Source organism: Marvinbryantia sp., assembly GCF_047017445.1.
GTDB lineage: Bacteria > Bacillota > Clostridia > Lachnospirales > Lachnospiraceae > Marvinbryantia.
Genome location: NZ_JBKXTT010000013.1, coordinates 67,144 through 87,554, shown reverse-complemented (window position 1 = coordinate 87,554; position 20,411 = coordinate 67,144). Strand labels below are relative to the sequence as shown.

Annotated in this window: 20 protein-coding genes; 4 read left to right on the top strand and 16 right to left on the bottom strand. The window is 50.7% G+C overall.

Annotated features, from left to right (window positions below; genetic code table 11):
* Window positions 1-243 precede the first annotated feature (243 nt).
* Both ACLU9Q_RS14655 and ACLU9Q_RS14650 read right to left on the bottom strand, forming a co-directional pair.
* Complete coding sequence (locus ACLU9Q_RS14655; protein WP_296831406.1) at window positions 244-990, bottom strand: polysaccharide deacetylase family protein; 747 nt, start codon at window positions 988-990, stop codon at window positions 244-246.
* A 195-nt stretch (window positions 991-1,185) separates the two neighbouring features.
* Window positions 1,186-1,761: a hypothetical protein gene (locus ACLU9Q_RS14650; protein WP_296831408.1), complete on the bottom strand. Its 576-nt coding sequence runs from the start codon at window positions 1,759-1,761 to the stop codon at window positions 1,186-1,188.
* A 223-nt stretch (window positions 1,762-1,984) separates the two neighbouring features.
* Here ACLU9Q_RS14650 and ACLU9Q_RS14645 point away from each other — a divergent pair, with 223 nt between their 5' ends.
* Window positions 1,985-3,361 carry an MATE family efflux transporter gene (locus tag ACLU9Q_RS14645; protein ID WP_296831409.1) on the top strand — a complete coding sequence of 459 codons (1,377 nt, stop codon included), beginning with the start codon at window positions 1,985-1,987 and terminating at the stop codon, window positions 3,359-3,361.
* Window positions 3,362-3,396: 35 nt separating this feature from the next.
* Here the strand turns inward: ACLU9Q_RS14645 and ACLU9Q_RS14640 are convergent, their stop codons facing one another.
* Together ACLU9Q_RS14640 and clpB are read right to left on the bottom strand one after the other, a co-directional pair.
* A complete protein-coding gene (locus ACLU9Q_RS14640; protein WP_296831411.1) occupies window positions 3,397-3,570 on the bottom strand; it encodes a DUF4250 domain-containing protein in 174 nt (57 codons plus the stop codon).
* Complete coding sequence (gene clpB / locus ACLU9Q_RS14635) at window positions 3,567-6,152, bottom strand: ATP-dependent chaperone ClpB (RefSeq protein ID WP_296831413.1); 2,586 nt, start codon at window positions 6,150-6,152, stop codon at window positions 3,567-3,569. The genes ACLU9Q_RS14640 and clpB overlap by 4 nt, the downstream gene beginning before the upstream one ends.
* Window positions 6,153-6,451: 299 nt before the next feature.
* On the opposite strand from clpB, the gene ACLU9Q_RS14630 reads away from it, so the two are divergent.
* The gene (locus tag ACLU9Q_RS14630) at window positions 6,452-6,805 is read left to right on the top strand and encodes a YmaF family protein (RefSeq protein WP_296831415.1); all 354 of its coding nucleotides are present in this window, start codon (window positions 6,452-6,454) and stop codon (window positions 6,803-6,805) included.
* Between the two features lie 106 nt (window positions 6,806-6,911).
* On the opposite strand, the gene ACLU9Q_RS14625 is transcribed toward ACLU9Q_RS14630, so the two are convergent.
* The 9 genes from ACLU9Q_RS14625 to ACLU9Q_RS14585 form a co-directional block, all read right to left on the bottom strand.
* Window positions 6,912-8,351, bottom strand: coding sequence for an NAD(P)/FAD-dependent oxidoreductase (locus ACLU9Q_RS14625; RefSeq protein WP_296831417.1), 1,440 nt, complete (start codon window positions 8,349-8,351; stop codon window positions 6,912-6,914).
* 30 nt (window positions 8,352-8,381) lie between these two features.
* Window positions 8,382-8,825: a GTP pyrophosphokinase gene (locus ACLU9Q_RS14620; RefSeq protein ID WP_296831419.1), complete on the bottom strand. Its 444-nt coding sequence runs from the start codon at window positions 8,823-8,825 to the stop codon at window positions 8,382-8,384.
* Complete coding sequence (larC, locus tag ACLU9Q_RS14615; protein WP_296831421.1) at window positions 8,812-10,272, bottom strand: nickel pincer cofactor biosynthesis protein LarC; 1,461 nt, start codon at window positions 10,270-10,272, stop codon at window positions 8,812-8,814. Before larC ends, ACLU9Q_RS14620 begins: the two co-directional genes overlap by 14 nt.
* A gap of 104 nt (window positions 10,273-10,376) precedes the next feature.
* Complete coding sequence (gene larB / locus ACLU9Q_RS14610) at window positions 10,377-11,138, bottom strand: nickel pincer cofactor biosynthesis protein LarB (RefSeq protein ID WP_296831423.1); 762 nt, start codon at window positions 11,136-11,138, stop codon at window positions 10,377-10,379.
* A gap of 15 nt (window positions 11,139-11,153) precedes the next feature.
* On the bottom strand, window positions 11,154-11,936 hold the full coding sequence (gene larE, locus ACLU9Q_RS14605) for an ATP-dependent sacrificial sulfur transferase LarE (RefSeq protein ID WP_296831425.1): 783 nt from the start codon (window positions 11,934-11,936) through the stop codon (window positions 11,154-11,156).
* A 49-nt stretch (window positions 11,937-11,985) separates the two neighbouring features.
* Window positions 11,986-13,140 (bottom strand): hypothetical protein, encoded by a 1,155-nt coding sequence (locus ACLU9Q_RS14600; protein WP_298512757.1) that lies wholly within the window; start codon window positions 13,138-13,140, stop codon window positions 11,986-11,988.
* Window positions 13,131-13,640, bottom strand: a complete 510-nt coding sequence (locus tag ACLU9Q_RS14595; protein WP_296831429.1) for a DUF4365 domain-containing protein — start codon at window positions 13,638-13,640, stop codon at window positions 13,131-13,133. The genes ACLU9Q_RS14600 and ACLU9Q_RS14595 overlap by 10 nt, the downstream gene beginning before the upstream one ends.
* A gap of 126 nt (window positions 13,641-13,766) precedes the next feature.
* Window positions 13,767-14,600, bottom strand: a complete 834-nt coding sequence (locus tag ACLU9Q_RS14590; protein ID WP_296831430.1) for a deoxyribonuclease IV — start codon at window positions 14,598-14,600, stop codon at window positions 13,767-13,769.
* A 32-nt stretch (window positions 14,601-14,632) separates the two neighbouring features.
* Window positions 14,633-15,526, bottom strand: coding sequence for a DUF445 domain-containing protein (locus ACLU9Q_RS14585; protein ID WP_296831432.1), 894 nt, complete (start codon window positions 15,524-15,526; stop codon window positions 14,633-14,635).
* Between the two features lie 346 nt (window positions 15,527-15,872).
* Between ACLU9Q_RS14585 and ACLU9Q_RS14580 the strand changes: the two genes are divergently transcribed.
* Both ACLU9Q_RS14580 and ACLU9Q_RS14575 read left to right on the top strand, forming a co-directional pair.
* Window positions 15,873-16,136 carry a hypothetical protein gene (locus ACLU9Q_RS14580; protein ID WP_296831434.1) on the top strand — a complete coding sequence of 88 codons (264 nt, stop codon included), beginning with the start codon at window positions 15,873-15,875 and terminating at the stop codon, window positions 16,134-16,136.
* Between the two features lie 105 nt (window positions 16,137-16,241).
* On the top strand, window positions 16,242-17,360 hold the full coding sequence (locus ACLU9Q_RS14575) for a DUF362 domain-containing protein (RefSeq protein ID WP_296831436.1): 1,119 nt from the start codon (window positions 16,242-16,244) through the stop codon (window positions 17,358-17,360).
* 33 nt (window positions 17,361-17,393) lie between these two features.
* Here ACLU9Q_RS14575 and ACLU9Q_RS14570 read toward each other — a convergent pair whose 3' ends face one another.
* Genes ACLU9Q_RS14570 through ACLU9Q_RS14560 form a run of 3 tightly spaced genes read right to left on the bottom strand, consistent with a single transcriptional unit; the run spans window position 17,394 to window position 20,400 of the window.
* Window positions 17,394-17,921 (bottom strand): hypothetical protein, encoded by a 528-nt coding sequence (locus tag ACLU9Q_RS14570; RefSeq protein WP_296831438.1) that lies wholly within the window; start codon window positions 17,919-17,921, stop codon window positions 17,394-17,396.
* Window positions 17,922-17,959: 38 nt separating this feature from the next.
* Window positions 17,960-19,222, bottom strand: a complete 1,263-nt coding sequence (locus ACLU9Q_RS14565) for an alpha/beta hydrolase (protein WP_296831440.1) — start codon at window positions 19,220-19,222, stop codon at window positions 17,960-17,962.
* A gap of 17 nt (window positions 19,223-19,239) precedes the next feature.
* Window positions 19,240-20,400 carry a lactonase family protein gene (locus ACLU9Q_RS14560; protein ID WP_296831441.1) on the bottom strand — a complete coding sequence of 387 codons (1,161 nt, stop codon included), beginning with the start codon at window positions 20,398-20,400 and terminating at the stop codon, window positions 19,240-19,242.
* Between the last annotated feature and the right edge of the window lie 11 nt (window positions 20,401-20,411).

The window sequence follows — 20,411 nt, the reverse complement described above, 5'->3', positions numbered from 1 at the left end:
TTCTTCCTTTGCCGGTTACTGTTCACGTCGTTCACAGTAACATTCGCAAATCCATTTAAAATTCGCTCCGCGAATGGGATTTGCTCACACCTGTATCACTTTCTTACGGACTTTGCCCACAGGACTAGCTGCGCGTCGCAGTGAATGCAAAGTCCTGACCTGAACAGTAACCTTTGCCGGACCATTGCCGTTCACACCATTCACAGTTTGAGACCGGCGTCAACGGTAACGCTGCGCCCCTGTTTATTCCAGCAGCAGCTCCTCCACCGTCACGAACACAAAACCGCGCGCCTGCAGGATATCCACGATCTGCAGCGCCGCTTCTACAGAAGATTCGTAGTAGTCGTGCAGCAGAATGATGTCGTTGTCGGATGCCTTTGTCACTACTTTGTCGACAATCTGTGCGGTGTTTGCCGTCGTCCAGTCTAAGGGATCGATCGTCCAGCGCACAGGGATCATCGAGATGAGGCAGTCCAGATTATCGTCCCAGTTGCCGAACGGCGGGCGCACGTAGGGCGTCGCCTCCCCGGTGATTTCTTCCACAAGGTCACTGGTTTTCTGCAGCTCCTCGCACACCTTTTCACTGCTCATTTTGCTGACGTCCGCATGGTCATAGGTGTGATTTCCGATTAAATGTCCGTCCTCCGCCATCTGCCGTATCAGCTCCTCCCGCCCCGGGATGTTCTCTCCAACTACAAAAAACGTGGCTTTCACGCCACGCTGCCGCAGCCCCTCCAGGAGCTTCTGCGTGTACACCGGATGGGGACCGTCGTCAAAGGTGAGCGCAATTTTCTGCGGCATACTATCTTCTTCTATATCTGACTGCGCGGCTGCATCTTGGGAATCCGGCTGTACATTTTCCGCTCCCGCATCCGGCTGCGCGCCGACCGCCTGTGTTTCCTGCTGCTTTTGTACGTAAATGCTGAAAAAAATCATAAATGCGAACAGCACGAACATCCACCGTCCGCCGCGGATCATCGTTTCCTTCATAGGCACACTCTGCTGATTTCTTGTTCCTATCGTATGCGTGCGTCCGCGGATTTATTCCCGCGCGCAACGAGCCCGGCATATGCCCGCACATCCATTTGGCAATTGCCGCGAGGGTCAGATCCCCGTCCCTTTTGGCGGAAAGAACAAGCCAGGTCATCCCCGCGGCCTCCTGCGGGGCATTTGACTTCCTGCGCTCTATGCCTCTCCGTCGCTTTCCTGCTGCTCCGTCACCATTTGACCTGCTGTCTGGTCGTCTGCCCGCTCCGGCGCTGTTTGACCTGCTGTCTGGTCGTCTGCCCGCTCCGGCGCTGTTTCGCCTGCCGCTTCGTCTTTCCCCGCCGCTTCGTCTGTCTCCTCTGATATCTCCGGTTCCGTTTCCTTCACACCGTGATAAAAAACGTCCTGGCTGTCACGCTTTGGCTTCATGGTGATCACGTAGATCATCGCGCCCACAATACCGTTTCCGCCTGCATTTCCCATACTGTACAGGAAATATGCGATTCCGGCAAGTCCGGCAAAATCAAGCGCAATAAACTTCATATAAGCCGTTTTCTGCTCCTGCGTGATCCCTGCGAACCGCTTCATCACGACTGGCTCGACAATATCCGTTAAAATCCAGAAGATCAGCAGCGAAGCCGTGATCAGAATATCCGACTGCCGCCCCGTCAGCTTTTTGGAAAATGTGCCGTATGTCATGATCGCCACCGCGATCGCGAGCTGAGCGAGCGCCAGATACGTCACCCATGGTCTTTTTTTCTTGTCTTTCTCCATAAATCTTTCCTCCGCACAGGATTTCTTTCGCTTAGTATACTGCGATCTGCGCTGTTCATGCAAATACGAGCACGCAGATCATTTTCAGTATAAACGATTTTTCCCTCTTTTGCAAAACATTTGTAGACAAACAATATTTACCCTGCTATACTTAGAAATTACTTAGCCACGATATCTTCAGATTGAGTGGCTACTTATACGTAAGGAAGAAAGGAAGAAACACATGCAACAAACCCAGGTAAAAGAAAACAAAATGGGCGTCATGCCTATCCCGAAGCTGCTGATCTCCATGTCGCTGCCGATCATGCTCTCGATGCTGGTGCAGGCGCTCTACAATATCGTAGACAGCATTTTTGTATCCAGAATCGACGAGTATGCGCTGACCGCCGTTTCGCTGGCGTTCCCCGTGCAGAATCTGATGACAGCGGTTGCATCCGGCACCTGCGTCGGCATAAATGCGCTGCTTTCGCGCAGTCTTGGCGCAAAGAACGAGCGCGACGCCAGCCTTGCAGCCAACAACGGCATTTTTCTCGGCATTCTCAGCTATATCGTGTTTGCGCTGATGGGGATTTTCGGCTCCCGGTTTTTCTTCGCCGTCCAGATAAAAAAAGCGTCCGAGGCACTTATTATCGAATACGGTACGCAGTACCTCACCATCATTCTCACCTGCTCGTTCGGCGTTTTTATGCAGTTTACCTTCGAGCGTCTCCTGCAGGCGACCGGAAAAACCTTTTACACCATGATCACCCAGGGACTCGGCGCGATCATTAACATTATCCTCGATCCGATCATGATCTTCGGTCTCTTTGGAATGCCGAAAATGGGCGTTGCGGGAGCGGCAGTCGCCACCGTCATCGGACAGATCATTGCCATGCTGCTCGCCCTGTTTTTTAATCTGAAGAAAAATTCTGAAATCCATATCACGCTGAAGAGATTTCGCCCCAACGGACGCATTATCCGCACCATTTACGCGGTCGGCGTTCCCTCCATTATCATGATCGCGATCGGCTCGGTAATGAATTTCTGCTTCAATAAAATTCTGCTGATGTTTACCTCGACGGCAACCGCGGTATTCGGCGTTTATTTCAAGCTGAACAGCTTCGCGTTCATGCCGGTGTTTGGTCTGAACAACGGCATGATCCCGATCATTGCCTACAACTATGGTGCCGCAAATAAAAACCGCATCAAGGATACTATAAAGCTGAGCGTCTTCATTGCCGTCGCTATCATGATCCTTGGTCTGCTGGTGTTCCAGCTCATACCGGATAAGCTTCTGCTGCTCTTTAACGCATCGGAAAATATGCTGGAGATCGGCGTGCCCGCGCTGCGCATCATCAGCCTGAGCTTCTTGTTTGCCGGATACTGCATTGTGATCAGTTCCGTGTTCCAGGCGCTCGGCAACGGCGTTTACAGTCTGATCGTATCGGTGGCTCGTCAGCTCCTGGTGCTTGTGCCGGCGGCATATCTGCTCGCCGTCACGGTCGGTCTAAACGCGGTATGGTGGAGCTTCAATATTGCCGAAATCGTTTCGCTGATCTTAAGTACCATACTTCTCAAAAAAATCTACAAAGAAAAGGTACAGCCGCTTACGGCTCAATGATACATAATATAAGGGCAGATTTCTCTGCCCCCGTCTTATAAAAACTTATTCAGTTGGGCGTCGTATTCATAGCCGACGCCCTTTAATTTTTCCACCAGCTCATCTTTATCCAGCTCCAGCCCCTCCGCGAGCGCGTCCAGGCTGGGATAGAAATCGCGAAGCTGTGTATTGACATAGCTTAACAGCATCATCGGATCCTTCGGTATCATGCGCGCACCTCCGCCGTCAGCCTGCCGTCCTTTACGTCAAGCGTGATCACATCGCCGCCGCGCACATCGCCGGAAAGGATCTCCCGCGCCGCCATCGTCTCCACATTTTTCTGCAGGAACCGCTTCAGCGGTCTCGCGCCGTACATCGGATCGTAGCCGCCGTCAATGATGAATGCCTTCGCCGCGTCCGTGAGCTGCAGAGAAATATCCTGGGCTTCCAGACGTTTATTGAGATCCGCCATCATCAGATCTACGATATGTCCGATGTTTTCCTTCGTCAGCGGCTTGAACATAATGATCTCGTCAAGACGGTTCAGAAACTCCGGACGGAAATGTGCCCGCAGATCGTTCATCACCAGCTCCTCGCATTCCGGTCTGATCGTGCCGTCGTCCTCGATGCCCTCCAGCAGATAAGAGGAACCGATGTTGGACGTCATGATCAGAATGGTATTCTTAAAGTCGACCGTTCTGCCCTGGGAATCGGTGATGCGCCCGTCGTCCAGCACCTGCAGAAGCACGTTGAACACATCCGGGTGCGCCTTCTCGATCTCGTCAAACAGTACGACCGAATACGGCTTTCTGCGCACCGCCTCCGTAAGCTGACCGCCCTCCTCGTAGCCGACATATCCGGGAGGCGCTCCGATCAGACGCGATACGGAGTATTTCTCCATGTATTCACTCATGTCGATACGCACCATATTCTGCTCGTCGTCGAACAGGCTCTGTGCCAGTGCCTTCGCCAGCTCCGTTTTGCCGACACCGGTCGGTCCCATAAACAGGAAGGAGCCGATAGGCTTGGTCGGATCCTTGATACCCGCCTTGGATCGCAGTATTGCGTCCGTCACCTTCTGCACGCCGTCATCCTGTCCGACCACGCGCTTGTGCAGCTCGCCGCTTAAATTCAGAATCTTACTCCGCTCGCTCTCGGTAAGCTTTGCCACCGGAATACCCGTCCAGCGGGAAATAATCCGGCTGATCTCCTCCTCGGTAACGCTCTCGTGTACCAGGGACAGATCTTTATTTTTCACCTTTTCTTCCTCGATTGCAAGCTGCTGCTGCAATTTCGGCAGCTCGCCGTACTGAAGCTGAGCCGCCCGGTTCAGATCGTACTCACGCTGTGCCTTCTCGATTTCTTTATTCATCGCCTCGATCTGCTCACGCAGCTTCGACAGGTTTTCCACAGCGCTCTTCTCGTTATCCCACTTTGCCTTCATGTTGGCAAATTCGTCCTTCAGCTCCGCCAGTTCCTTCTGCAGATTTGCCAGACGATCCTGACTGAGCTTATCGGTCTCCTTCTTCAGCGCCGCTTCCTCGATTTCCATCTGCATGACGCGGCGGCGCAGCTCATCCAGCTCTGTCGGCATGGAATCCATTTCCGTCTTGATCAGCGCGCACGCTTCATCTACAAGGTCGATCGCCTTATCCGGAAGGAACCGGTCGGAAATATAGCGGTCAGACAGCGTTGCCGCCGCCACCAGAGCACTGTCGGTGATCTTGACGCCATGGTAAACCTCGTAGCGGTCCTTCAGACCACGCAGAATGGAAATGGTATCCTCCACGGTCGGCTCATCCACCAGCACCGGCTGGAAACGACGCTCCAGCGCCGCGTCCTTCTCAATGTACTGGCGGTACTCGTCAAGCGTGGTCGCACCGATACAGTGCAGCTCGCCGCGCGCCAGCATCGGCTTTAACATATTTCCGGCGTCCATCGCGCCATCCGTCTTACCTGCGCCAACGATCAGATGCAGCTCATCAATGAACAGGATCATCTCTCCGTCGCTCTTGCGCACGTCCTCCAGCACCGCCTTCAGACGTTCCTCAAACTCGCCGCGGTACTTGGCGCCTGCCACCAGCGCGCCCATATCCAGTGAGAAAATCTTTTTATTTTTCAGTCCCTCCGGGACATCGCCGCGCACGATACGCTGCGCCAGCCCCTCCACGACCGCCGTCTTGCCGACGCCCGGCTCTCCGATGAGCACCGGATTGTTTTTCGTCTTTCGGGACAGGATACGGATGACGTTCCGGATCTCGGTATCACGCCCGATGACCGGATCAAGCTTCTGCTGGCGCGCCTTTTCCACCAGCTCCTGCCCATATTTTTTCAGCGTATCGTAGGTTGCCTCCGGGTTGTCCGAGGTGACGCGCTGGTTGCCGCGCACGGTGGACAGTGCCTGCAGGAAACGCTCCCGGGTAATGCCGAACTCCTTGAAAAGCTCCTTCACAGCCTTGTTCGGATGGCGGATCAGCGCCAGGAACAGGTGCTCAACAGAAATGTATTCATCACCCATCGCCTTCGCCTCGTCCTCCGCAGACACCAGCACCTGGTTCAGGTCGTTTCCGATATATACCTTGCCGCCCGAAACCTTTGTCCGTTTTTCCAGCGCCGACATAATCGCGTTTGCAAAATACTGCGGCTGAATCTCCATCTTTTCGATCAGCTTCATGATCAGACTGTCGTCCTGGTTCATGAGCGCATACAAAAGATGCTCCTGTTCGATTTCCTGGTTTCCGTATTCATAAGCGATCTTTTCCAGGTCGTTGATCGCCTGCAAAGATTTTTGCGTAAATTTATTGATATTCATAACATTCCCCTCCTCTTCTCAGAGAATTTTGCAACAAATGGATTTTTCGTTTTCATTTGTTCTATAACTACTATAACACAGCTTTTTAAAAAAGCAAGTACTTTTTTCAAAATCCGAGGAAATTTTTTGTATGATACCCGCTTCTCATTTTCGCAGGCGTCTGGCGACGGGCACAGACATTTTTGTTTTTCCGTTTCCGGCATTGCAGGAAACGCGGCATGAAGCTGTTCTCTTTTCGGGATTGATTAGCAGATTTCTCTTAGCGGCATATGATAGTAAAAAAGGATAGGAGAGACACCATGAGCACACAAAGCAACGATTGTGAAAGACAGCAGCATGTCCATGAGATCACGGGCATTACCGAGGTCGTCAGAAACTGCCACGACTGTCATAATCATAGATTTGCCACGGTTTCCGGCGAAGCGATGCCGATTCCGGGCAAGCAGGATCATTACCATGAGGTAAAGTTCCGCACTGATTTTGCTGACGGTCATTACCATGAATTCTGCGGTAAATCCTCCGGTGCGATTAACGTGGGCGGCGGCAAGCATGTGCATTTCGCAAAAGCCTGCACCGAAGAGGCCGACGGTCACAGACACGAGTTCCAGGTTGCATCGCTGATCGACAGCCCGACTGATTTCGAATGCAAATAAGCACACAAAAATGTGCAAAGGCGCTCCGGCATCTGCCGGGGCGTCTGCCTAAACAAGTGCTTTCCACTCCTCTTTTGTGATGCAGTTCACATGTTCCACTCTGTTCTCACCCAGCTGCCCCACCCATATTGACTTGTTTGTGTGATGATACTGTCGGTAATTCCTCCGCAATAATGTCCGCCACATATACGCCGCTTGCCGATGCGTGGGACAGGGAGTGCGTAACGCCACTGCCGTCGCCGATCACATACAGGCCTTTGTGTATCGTTTCCAGACGGTCGTTCAGCGCTACTTCCATGTTATAGAATTTCACTTCCACACCGTAGAGCAGCGTGTCGTCGTTGGCTGTGCCAGGCGCGATCTTATCAAGCGCATAGATCATCTCGATGATGCCGTCCAGGATCCGCTTCGGAAGCACAAGGCTTAAATCGCCAGGCGTAGCGGCAAGCGTCGGCTGCACCAGCCCCTCTTCGATCCTGGATCTCGTGCTTCTGCGTCCGCGCTCCAGATCGCCGAAACGCTGCACGATCACACCGCCGCCCAGCATATTTGACAGTCTCGCGATGCTCTCGCCATAACCATTGCTATCCTTAAACGGCTCGGAAAAATGCTTTGCAACCAGCAGCGCAAAGTTTGTGTTTTCTGTCTTTTTAGACGGATCTTCGAAGCTGTGCCCGTTCACCGTCACGATCCCGTTGGTGTTTTCGTTCACGACGATACCGTTCGGATTCATGCAGAAGGTACGCACATTATCCTCAAATTTTTCAGTGCGATACACGATCTTGCTCTCATAGAGCTGGTCTGTCAGATGGGAGAAGATCACCGCCGGCAATTCCACCCGGACGCCGATATCCACACGGTTCGACTTTGTAGGAATCTTCAGCTCCCCGCAGATTTTTTCCATCCATTTACTTCCGCTCCTGCCCACGGAAATAATGCACTGACGGCATATAGCCGTCTCATCTCCCGCAAATACCCGATAGCCGCCTTCTTCTGTCATCTCAATCCGGTCCACCGGCGTGCGGAATCTAAAATCTGCCTTATCCTTCAGCTCGGCGTACAGATTTTCAAGCACCACATAATTAATATCTGTCCCCAGATGACGCACAGAAGCATCCAGAAGCTTTAATTTGTTTTGCATGCATAGCTTCTTAAATTCGCTCCCGGCAGTGGAGTACATCTTCGTCTGTGCGCCGCCGTAAGACACATTGATCGCGTCCACATACTCCATCAGTTCAAGCGCTTTTTCTTTCCCAATATACTCATACAGCGTACCACCGAAATCATTTGTGATATTGTACTTTCCGTCAGAGAAAGCGCCTGCTCCGCCAAAGCCGTTCATGATCGCGCACGGCTTGCATTTTATGCAGCTTTTTACCTTTTTTCCGTCGATCGGACACTTCCGTTTTTCCAGCGAATTGCCGCTCTCGAACACCGCGATTTTCAGATCCGGTCTTTTTTTCACCAGCTGATACGCTGAAAATATACCGCCCGGTCCTGCTCCGATAATAATCACATCATATTGTGTATCCTGCATTTTGCCCATTGTAATACCTCCCCATAAAAAACACTCCGATCACTCGGTACTCTGCAGATATGCCAGCGCCTTCTGATATTTTTTACATCGCTTATAATCCCGCTCCCCCGGATTCGGGATCCTCGAAAGATCGAGATTATGCATGATGTCTGATATTTTCACCGCGCGCGCAATCGGATTCTTTTTTACCGAAAAAATATAATCCCGATATGACATTTCGTCCTCTTTGTTATGTGTCAGCACGCAGATTGCTTCCACCAGCTCCGGCGGAAAACCTTCCGCAAGCAGATCCTGCGCCGTCACACTGCTGTCCTCCAGAACATCGTGCAGCAGCGCCACAATTTTCAGTTCGTATCCCTGCACGCCCGCCGCTACCGCAAGCGGATGATTGATATAAGGATTTCCGCCCTTGTCCACCTGCCCTGCATGCGCACGGATCGCTATCTCTTCTGCCCGTCTGTATAATGCCTCAAGATTCTTCATAGCTCCTGTAAATCTCCCACAATGCTTTCCCATTCTCCGCTGCCAGTTTTACCGCACTTTCATATTCCGGATAGACGCGTTCCTCTTCTCCCAGATAAACCCTCTTTGCATCCATTTCCCCGCACGGTGTGTTTACCCGCACCTGTTCTCTTTTTAATATGCTGCGTGCTTCTATGCGCCTGCGAATGCCGATCGTTGTAGTGTGCCGGAATATCAGCCGCTCCATGTGCGCCCTGTCCTGCGGCTTTGCAAGAACTGTCAGCCGGTACGCCGGGCGGTTTTTCTTCATAAAAACGGGAGTGTAAAACACATCCAGCGCGCCTGCCGCCAGGAGCGTTTCCATCGCAGCTCCAAGCATTTCCCCGGTGCAGTCGTCCAGATTCGCTTCCAGAACCATGATCTCATCCTGCATATATGGCGTATCGAATCCACGACTGCCGCCTTTTTCTGCAGCAGATGTTGGCTCAAAATCGGTACCCGCGTAAACCCGCAGCACATTCGGTATCGACAGATTTTTTGTACCGGCTCCCCAGCCGATTTTTTCTATCCGCATTTGCGGCATTGTGCCAAACGTTTCTGCCAGCTCTGCAATGATCGCCGCGCCCGTCGGGGTGACAAGCTCTCCTTCAATATCAATCTGCATAAGCGGCGCGTCTGCTGCTGCCAGTACTTCCGAAGTCGCCGGTACCGGAACAGAAAGCAGGCCATGCTGGCATCTCACAAAGCCGTTCCCCTCGTGGAGCACCGACGCGCAGACTGCATCCGGCTTTATCATATCGATCAGGATAGCACAGCCCACGATATCAATAATAGAATCCACCGCGCCGACCTCATGGAAGTGTACTTCCTCAATGGATTTTCCATGTACCTTCGCCTCCGCTGCCGCTACGCGCCCGAAGATCCGCAGAGCCAGGTCCTTCACGTTTTCGTTGAGGCCGCTCTGTCCGATTATCCGGCGGATGTCCGCAAAATTGCGATGCGGATGCATGTGCTCATGCGTATGGGCTTCGCCATGCATATGACCGTGCTCATGTGTGTGGACTTCGCCATGTATGTGACCTTCATCATGTGTATGGATCTGGCCGTGCATGTGGCCATCATCATGTGTATGGACTTGGCCGTGCATGTGGCCATCATCATGTGTGTCGGTTTCGCCATGCATATGACCATGCTCATGTGTATGTACTTCGCTGTGCATATGACCGTATTCATGCAGACTCACATTTTCACTTATCTCCGGCACACCGTCCACACATACTGTTACGTGTTTTGCGCGGATGCCGTTTTTCTCTGTTTCTTCTATTGCAATGTGATATCCTTCCAGATGCAGCTTCTCCAGTTCCCGTAAAAACTGCTGCTCATCCGTCCCCAGATCCAGCAGGGCGCCGAGCGTCATGTCTCCGCTGATGCCGGATGCACAATCGAAATATAAGATTTTCCTTGCCAAATTATTTCCTCCCTTTTCCGTCAATACCCAGGCAATATCTTTCTGCCAGCGTGCTCTCACATTGTTGCTGTTCACTCCGTTCACAGCAGCTTTCGCAAATCCATTTAAAATTCACTCCGCTTTCCCGCCAGGCAATTAATACTGTGCGCCATATAGCCAGCGCCGAAGCCATTGTCAATATTCACCACGCTTGTTCCGCTCGCGCAGCTGTTCAGCATGGCCAAAAGCGCCGCAAGACCGTTAAAGCTTGCACCGTATCCAACGGACGTTGGCACCGCGATCACCGGCTTGTCCGTCAGACCGCCGATCACCGACGCCAGAGCGCCCTCCATGCCCGCCACCGCGATCACAACATTTGCGCGGGCGATCACGTCCACCTTTGCAAGCAGGCGGTGAATCCCGGCAACGCCCACATCGTAGACCTCTTCCACTTCATTTCCAAGGAAACGCGCGGTCAGCGCCGCTTCCCTTGCCACTGGCAAATCTGAAGTCCCGGCGCATGCAACCAGGATCATGCCGTTGTTCAGCGGCTGCGCAGGCCTGCCGCGGCTGATGATCCGCGCCGTCTCATCGTACTCCATATCCGGACACACGTTAAGAACCGCCTCGTATTTCTCACGGCTGCATCGTGTCCCGAAAATGTGCTCCGCCCCGTGCGCCAGCATATTTTTCACAATTCCGCAGATCTGTTCTTTTGTTTTCCCAGCACAGTAAATAATTTCCGGCACGCCGGTGCGTACCTCGCGGTGATAATCCACCTTGGCATAGCCAAGCTCCTCAAACGGCTCTATTTTAAGCATTCTCTCCGCTTCCTGCGCATCGATCTGCCCTGCTTCCAGCTGCTTTAAAATTTCCAATGTATTCACAAAACAAGTCTCCTTTCAATCGAACACGCCGCTGCGGATCCCTTCCAGATCAAGCGTCACAAACGAAAATCCCAATTCTTTTATTTTCTGAATCTGCCCGGTAAGCGCCACGATTTTTTCCATATCCTCCCGCGGCACTTCAATGCGCGCAATTTCACCATGTACACGCACACGGCACGCCGGAAATCCGGCATCATGCAGGATTTTTTCCGACGCCCCCACTTTCTGCAGCTTTTCTGCCGTCAGATGCGTATTGTATGGGAAACGGGACGCCAGACACGCCTGCGACGGCTTATTCCAGATGGCGATCCCCCACTCCTTTGCGCATACACGGATGTCTGCTTTTGTAAAACCGCACGCAAAAAGCGGCGAGACAATGCCAATCTCCTCCGCTGCCTGCGCTCCCGGACGATACACCCTCGCATCGTCCGCGTTTTTTCCGTCCGCCACTGTCTGAAATCCATTTTCTGCAGCGCACTTCTGTATCCTGCTCATCAGATGCTTTTTGCAGAAATAGCAGCGCCGCTTATCGTTCGCTGCAAACTCCGGAATCGCAAGTACATCCACATCAAGGATACGGTAATCCGCTCCCATCTCTTTTAAAAGCGCTTCCGCCTCACACACCTCCGCCTCCGGCATCATCAGCCCCCGGCAAAGCACTGCCAGCACGCTGTCTCTTCCAAGCGCACGCAGTGCCGCCGCCAGCAAAAAATGCGAATCAATTCCTCCGGAATACGCAACCGCAAGTCTGCCTTTTTCCTGCAGAAGCCGCTGCAGTTTTTCTGTCTTTTCTGTCATATCCACTGCTCCTTCAAATTAATGGCCCAGCACTTTCTGCGCCATCCGCTTACTCGATTATGCGAAATTCTTCACATGTCATAGCCGCCCGCTTACTCCTTGTCAGATTACCCGAGATTTCCACATACAGCCCCTTTTCATGCGCTTCAATTGCTTTATCATAATCGCTTTTCTCAAGCTGAACTGTCGTAATCCGTTTTTTATCATTTTCATCAAGGTAAACGACCGTAATCTTCCCCTCTTTTCTTTTTGTAACATCCGGGGATGACTCTAATTTATTTATCCTTCCAACAATTTTAGTTGAAGTTTTCTTCTTTTCCTTCAATTTTTCCGCTGCAATCGCTATCGGTTGACAGTAATCATGTGTAAGCAATATCCTGCCTGGCACATCACGTTTATTTTTCACTGCCGGAGACCACTCAGCGATAAACTCCACATTAGCTCCCTCCGAATCAAGGTTTAGACCATTTAGCGCCTCGTAGAAATTGGCGCTTATGACATTCTCCCCGCTTTTCGAAAGCAGTCCTTCTAAATTGTCCTCATCTATATACATTTTAATCTGACAGATATTTTCCATAACACGATTTGTAACCTGTCTGGTCAAAGAAGATGCGCATTGCTCCTCACCGGAAAAAATACTCAATTGTCTATAGCTTTCTTTCTCATCCAATTCAGCAAATGGGCAGACAACAGAAACCACATAGCTTCCGATTTCTGTCTGACCAAAGCGACATCCCGCCAAAAAATGTGAAACAACATCATCTGTGCATCCCTGGTGATATTTTCTCGGATGCAGTATATCCAGTGCTGCTGCCGCCAGTAATTTTTTTGCATTCTCATATATCCGGATAGCATCGTCAAACAGAATGCTCCCCGCTTCTATATTCTTTCTCTCCAGTCTGATCTTCAAAATATCTGTATTCGGATTCAGCAAATAAAGCATTACCTGCTCGACCGCCTTATTCTCTGCCTCTGCAACAGTCATGATCGCCTTATACATCGCCTCTTTGTAATCTGACAGATGCTTTTCCATAGGTATTACCACCTGATAAAAATTACCCTGCTTCTCATACTGATAAATTCTCACATATGTTTTTTTGCTGGGATATAACCTCCACCCCATATCTTTTAAATACTTTGCAAAGGCAAGGGGATTAATCTTTTCTGTCAAATTCAAAAAGTCCACTGAATAAATCACGGCCATTCCTCCCTTGCAACCTTTTCTAAAATAAGAAGCAGCATTTCCGTATTCAGTACATTCTTTTTTTCTATTCGGACGCTTACCGTACCAATCTTAGATGATTCCTGCTCCCCGGAAAATTCTGCCCAATACATACATCCTTTTAAGAGCAATTCTTCCCGGCTCCAGGACAACCACTCCTCATCCTTTTCCGGCAGCACCAGTAGCCCAAGAATAATCGGCGATGTAGCCGGCAGGCATAAATCATTATAATTCTTTACCTTTAGCTTATATGTTATGGCGTCATCCTTTTCTGCATACTGGCTGACGGATGATGTACATTTTAGCTGTATTCTCAATTCAGCATTATATTTTCTCTGACCATCCAAAGTAATTGTCTTTTTAAGTATCCCATCTGTACTGTCCGCATCATGCCGGGTGATCTCATATGCTATGCCAGCATGTGCGCACAATGCAGAAATATAACTGATACTAATGTCTTCTTTTCTCTTTGTTATCTGCATAGCATACCTCCTTTTGCATCATTATATCTCATATGCTATGATTATGTCCACATAAAATTTATGAATTAAGTGTGAATTTCAAAGAGAAAGGTGTTTGAGGCTGGCGTGAACAGCAACAAGAAAATCTCAATGTTCATACCGGCTGCGGAGCAGCGCGATCTCCCGCGTATAGCCCTCGTCATCGTTCGGCGTCTCCAGAATAAACGGGAGATGGCAGAGCTTCGGATGATTGATCACGCGCACCAGCGCCTCCAGCCCGATCTGCCCTTCGCCGATCCTCGCATGGCGGTCTTTGTGACTGCCGAGCGGGTTCATGCTGTCGTTTAAGTGGATCGCACAGAGATGCTCAAGACCGATGATGCGGTCAAACTCCTCCAGAACGCCGTCCAGATTTTCAGCAATATCATAGCCGCCGTCCCACACATGGCAGGTGTCCAGGCAGACGCCCATCTTTTCCTGCAGCTCCACCTTATCCAGAATGGCGCGCAGCTCCTCAAAATTCCGCCCGATCTCGCTGCCCTTGCCTGACATCGTCTCCAGCAGGACCGTCGTGCTCTGCTCCTTTGTGAGCGTTTCGTTTAACATCTGCGCCGTATAGGCAATTCCAACTTCTGCCCCCTGTTTCACATGACTGCCCGGATGAAAATTGTAGTAATTTCCCGGCGTGTATTCCAGCCTTTTCAGATCGTCTGCAAAGGTATTTTTCGCAAATTCCCGCAGATGCGCGTCCGCCGAGCAGGGATTTAAGGTATAAGGCGCATGCGCCACCAGCTTTGCAAAGCCCTGTTCCTTCGCAAGCTCAAGAAACGCCGCCGCGTCCGCCGGATCGATCTCCTTTGCCTTTCCGCCGCGCGGATTTCTGGTAAAAAACGCGAAAGTATTCGCGCCCAGCTTTATCGCCGTTTTCCCCATCGCAAGATACCCCTTCGAGAAGGACAGATGATTTCCTATTTTCAGCATAACAATTCCTCTCTATCACAAAATACTGTGCTTCAGAAAAGCAGGTTCACAAAGCCGATCACCGCACCGAGCAGACCGCCGATCCACACCAGCGCGTTCAGCTCTTTGCGTGAGATCTCCATGATCAGCGCCTCCAGCTCCTTTATATCAAACTCGTTGATCTTATCCTCGACAATACCAGAAACATCCAGCCGCTCGATAAAGCGCCCGGATTTCTTTTCCAGTATCTCCAGATACAGATTCCATATCTTTTCCTTGAACATATCTTTTTTCTGCCAGAGCCAGATGGCGGCCTCCTTTATCGGCTTGTCCATCCATTTCCGGTATTCATCGTCGATATAGCCCTTAATGATTTCCGGACACTGCTCCCCGATCACCTCGTCGATCCGCTGCGCAATCGTCTCCTGTGACTTGCGGATCGCCGGCTCCGCTACCATTGCCACCATGGTGTTTAAATTCGACAGAACCTCCTCGATCGCGTACTCCAGAATAGTATCCCCGATCTTCTGGGATACGAGCCGCTCCGTCACATAAGCAGACACATTATCTCCCACATATTCCACGGCGGAATCAACCGGAAGATACAGCCCTTTCTGTTCCAGAAATTCATGCACCGTCCCCTCTTCGTGACCGAGCTTTTCTATCACGCTGTCCACCTTTTTGTCAAAAGCGCCGTGCAGTGTATCCGACGCGAGCGCTTTCTGCAGCGTGTCTTTATCAAGCAGTTTATCCCCGATTACCTTGCCGATCGCTTTTGCGATGCGGGGCTGCTCCTTTGGGATCAGTCCCGGCGTAAACGGCAGGGTAAATTTGCCGATTTTCACCGGATGGAACGGGCGGAACAGCATTTTGATCGCAATCCCGTTCGTGATAAGACCGATCAGGCCGCCGATCACCGGCGCGGCAATTATTTTTAAATCTATCATTCCAACCACTCTTTTTCTATTGTTTCCTTTAGCGTTCCAGACATCTGATAAAAGTGTTCCTTCGTTTCCATAAAGCACCTCTGTTAGCTATCATACCATATTTCACAGGCTGCTGTCCATGAAATTATCCCCGTCCGGACAGCATTCAACGAATACGATAATTTCAGACTTCTTTTCTGGTTTCCCGCATGAATTTTCCGACTCTGCACACACTATTTTTTGAAAAATCAAATGCCTCGCGGGAGTCGCCAAATGGATACCTGGGCCCGTTGCCCGCGGGACTAATTATGATGTTGGGGCCAAAATCCCCGACTATGATGCGTTTACACGAAAGGAGACGTTACGTATGAAGAGAAAAGAAACGAACGAGACGATTATCGAGTCCTACGATTACCTTGGAAAGTCCGCTTCCCGGACAGACTGCACCGGCCTGATCCCCTCAGCGCTGCAGAGCGATTACGAATTGGAATCTTATGAAAGTATCTATCCGTTCCGTCCGCCGCACATCGCTGGCGAGACGGAATCAGATGCCGTTTCCGGCAGAGCAGAGCCAAACGCAAAGTCAGCTGCTATTCACTCCGTTCACAGCGACCTTCGCAAATCCATTTAACCAAAGTGAGACTTTTGTAAAGAGTAATACAAAATCCACTTGTACGAACCACCTCCTGTGATATATAATAAACTACGAGTAAAAATTATTCACAGGAGGTACATAATGGAAAAGTCAAAGGTTTATTTTACCAACCTGCGCACAGACGGAAACCACACTCTGCAGCAGAAGCTTGCGCATCTGATTAAAAAAGCGGGCATCGCCAACATTGATTTTGAGAATAAATATACGGCAATTAAAATCCACTTTGGCGAGCCGGGCAACCTTGCCTACCTGCGCCCGAATTACGCAAAGACGGTGGTCGACATCGTGAAGGAGCTGGGCGGCAAACCGTTTCTGACGGACTGCAACACGCTCTATGTCGGCGGACGCAAAAATGCGCTGGATCATATCGAGAGCGCTTATGTGAACGGATTCTCCCCGTTTTCCACAGGTTGTCACATTCTGATCGCCGACGGTCTGAAGGGCACGGACGACGTGCTGGTCCCGGTAGAAGGCGGCGATTATGTAAAGGAAGCGAAGATCGGACGCGCCGTGATGGACGCCGATATCGTCATCAGCCTGAGTCATTTTAAAGGACATGAGGCGACCGGCTTCGGCGGCGCTCTGAAGAATCTCGGCATGGGCTGCGGTTCCCGCGCCGGAAAAATGGAAATGCACAGCGCCGGAAAGCCGTCTGTAAATGCGGACGCCTGCGTGGGCTGCGGAGCCTGCACACGGATCTGCGCGCACGGAGCCGCTGTTGTGACAGACAGAAAGGCTTCCATCGATCACAATAAATGCGTAGGCTGCGGCAGATGCATCGGCGTCTGTCCGAAGGATGCGGTAGAAGCGGCAAGCGACGAGGCAAATGATATCTTAAACTGCAAGATTGCCGAATATTCCAAGGCAGTCATCGACGGCAGGCCGAATTTCCACATCAGCCTAGTGATCGATGTTTCCCCGAACTGCGACTGTCACGCGGAAAACGATCTCCCGATCGTGCCGGACGTGGGCATGTTCGCCTCCTTCGACCCGGTAGCGCTCGACGTGGCATGTGCGGACGCGGTGAATGCGCAGCCTGTCATCCACGGAAGTATCCTCGATGAAGCGCGCCAGAAGCACGATCACACCGGACACGATCATTTCCACATGAATCATCCGGATACAAACTGGAAATCCTGCATCGAACATGCAAAGAAGATCGGCATCGGAACCGATGAATACGAATTGATTGAAGTGTAAAAAATGTTTTTCTTCAGAAAATCAGCAGCCGTTTCACCGGCTGCTGATTTTCTGAGTCATCCAGGTCACCGCCATGACCACCAACACAGCATACATTGTAGAAACCAGCCGGAACACGCCATACCAGATGCGGGCTGTTCCAGGCAGGGTACATGCAACCAGCACAAACGTAACGCCGCCAATTCTGGCATTTATATAAGGTACCCCCGCCGCCTTGCACAGATACAGTGTCAGTAATACACCTGCCGCCACCATAAGCGGCATTAGCCATTCATTGGCTGCCGCCTGATCAATAAGAATTACCGCCAACGCCGTCAGCCCGCCGATCGCTGTAATAATCAAACGGTTAATGCTGGCTTTCCTGCTGGCTGGCAAATTTTCCTGGCAGCAGAGCAGGCAGGCAATGCATGACGTCATTTTCTGTACAATTTCCAGCTTCATAGTTCCAAAAGAAAAATTTACGCCAAAATGATCCAGAACCGTCGCCGTTAATCCGCAGATCAGTACCGAAACCGCAATCCGCATATCCAGAGCGGTAATTCTTTTTTCTTCTGCTCCCATCCGCTTCTCCTCTTTTCAAGATATTATGTAATCACACCTTAAAATCCTGTCTTTTCCAGCCAGTCTGCCGCAAAATCAAAGCAGTTTTTTACTGTATCGCCAAACTCGCCCGGATACTTTTGCGCATCCTCCTGTGGCGTAAAGTTATGGGAAGCCCCCCGTACAAAGGCAATCGTCTTGTCTTTGCTGGCAATATTTTCGTAAATCTGCTCCGAAGCTAAAAATTCATAGCTCCCGGTCATTCCCATAATCAATGCAGGAACCGTCACTCCCATTACATTTCCCGGCGTGCAGCAATAACTGGATTTCCATTCTATTCCGTAAATACGGCTTTCATCGTAGTAGAACCCATTTGTCCGCACCGCCGAATTTGTCAGATAGGTTCTTACCGTAGAAACGTTCGTCGCCATTTCGTTTACCGTTACCATATTTTTTGTAAAATGCGGTTTTCTAAGAGAATAAATTACTTCCGTTTTTATTGTCCCATCCGCATAAATCTGCGGCCATTCATGAATGGTGTGGCTCAGAAGGCGGATATCCTGCGGAAACAGTTTGTTATTTGGTGCCATCTGGGAACCGCCCGCCACCACAAAGGGTTCATCATCTTCAAAATTACCATTTTTTTCATCAATTGCACGCAGTCGGTCCAGCGCGGCGTCAATAAGAGCTTCATTTCTCTTTTCCTGCGCTTTCTGGTATTTGCGGATAAATTCTTCTGAATAGTGCGCACCATTTTCCGAAAATCCATTTGCCGGATCAAACAGATCAAAACCCGGTCTTAAATTACGGCTGCTGAGGTTGTCAGAAATCCCCGGCTCCAGACTAAGCAGTGTCATTACGCCGTTTCCCCAGTTTGAATCCAACAGCATAATAGCATCTGCCGCCGGAAGCTCTCCGATATCTGAAAGCTTGATAATTTTTTCTTCGTCCTGAAAGGTTTTTACTCCGTTTTCCGCCACATTCTGATATGCACTCATGAGCGTGGCGCCGCCGCTATGTCCAAGCAGAACCACCTTTTCCACTGAGTCCAGATTTTTCAGATAAGTCATCGCCCGCGCTGCATCCAGCAGCTTCCGGTCCAGTGTCTCACACGATTTTTCCACTCTGGAAGCCAGCACAGTAAACCCGCGCTTTGCCAGCTCAGGTGCCGGAACAAAGCCGTAATAAGTATCATCCGAATGCATCAGCAGGATACCGGTTCCCCGTCTCTGCTCCGGCGATACCGGCTCATATAGAATGCCGCCCTGTTCCCGTCCAAGTGGTATATAAGTATTTTTAATCTCGCAATATGTTCTTTCCATATCGATAAACTCCTTCATCATATTCCCGGCTGATAAAAAGACATATACGACGCTCCCGGCTGTTTCGGTCCCTGCCGGTGAACACGCAGTCTTCCGTCTTTCTCTATCCGGTAGACTGTCAGCTCGCCGCCTACCAGACAGGAAGACAGGATATATTTCCCATTTGGAAAAATTGCCAGACCGCGCGGTCGTACACCGGGAACCGGAAGGTTCTGCAGAACCTCCAGGCTGCCGTCCTCCTGATCTACCCGCAGTACGCCGATCACATCAGCCGCATTGATCAGTGTATACAGATATGTTCCCGTCCTGTCCATCACGAACCCCTGCTGTTCCAGCCTCGTATCCGTCTTTACCGGCAGCGACTGATCCAGTGCATTGACCACGCAGATGCGCTCTAACTGCCCATCCTCCCGATACCGGAAAGCAGTCACATAGCATTTACCATCATAAGATGCTTCATGATTCACAAACAAAAAGGGCTTTTCCGGATGAAACAATACATAGCGCGGCGAAGCGCCTTCCCGGTCTGTCAGCATCTTATTCAGCAGAATCATCTGCTTTTTTTCATAGTCAAACGTATATAAATACAGATAACCCGTTCCCTTGTCTGCTACCGCCAGCAGTCTTCCGGAAGGCGAAACGACCGCAGAATGCGGATGTGCCTCACAATCGTGTGCATGATCAATATTTTCTACCAGTTCAGCAGGCATTCCATCCTTATCCAGGCGATACACCTGCACATCCGCCTCCGGCCATGCACAGGACGTTTCCACGATTCCATCTGTCCCCCGTGAATGCCTTGCCATTGAAAAAGACAGGGAATGATGCGCCTCAAATAAATATTGTCCTGTGGAATCAATACTCAGATAAGCGGGATTCGGACATTCCGTCACCAGCCGCCCGGCTTCCTTCGCCCGCCCTGTATGCGGGTCGAGATCATATATAAAAATCCTTCCCGATGCATAGGGTGCACCCGGGAAACACGGTACTTCATTGTTTACATAAAGCTTTCCCCGCACATCATCTACCAGTGATGCATTAAACGACTCTGTCTCACTGATCATTTCCAGAAAGGTAATCTCACCTCTTTCCTGATCCACTGTATATCTGCCAAGCCCCGGAACACCGCCATGCTCATTCCACGAGCTGACATACATAAAAACTTCTCTGTTACCCATGTGTTTTTCCT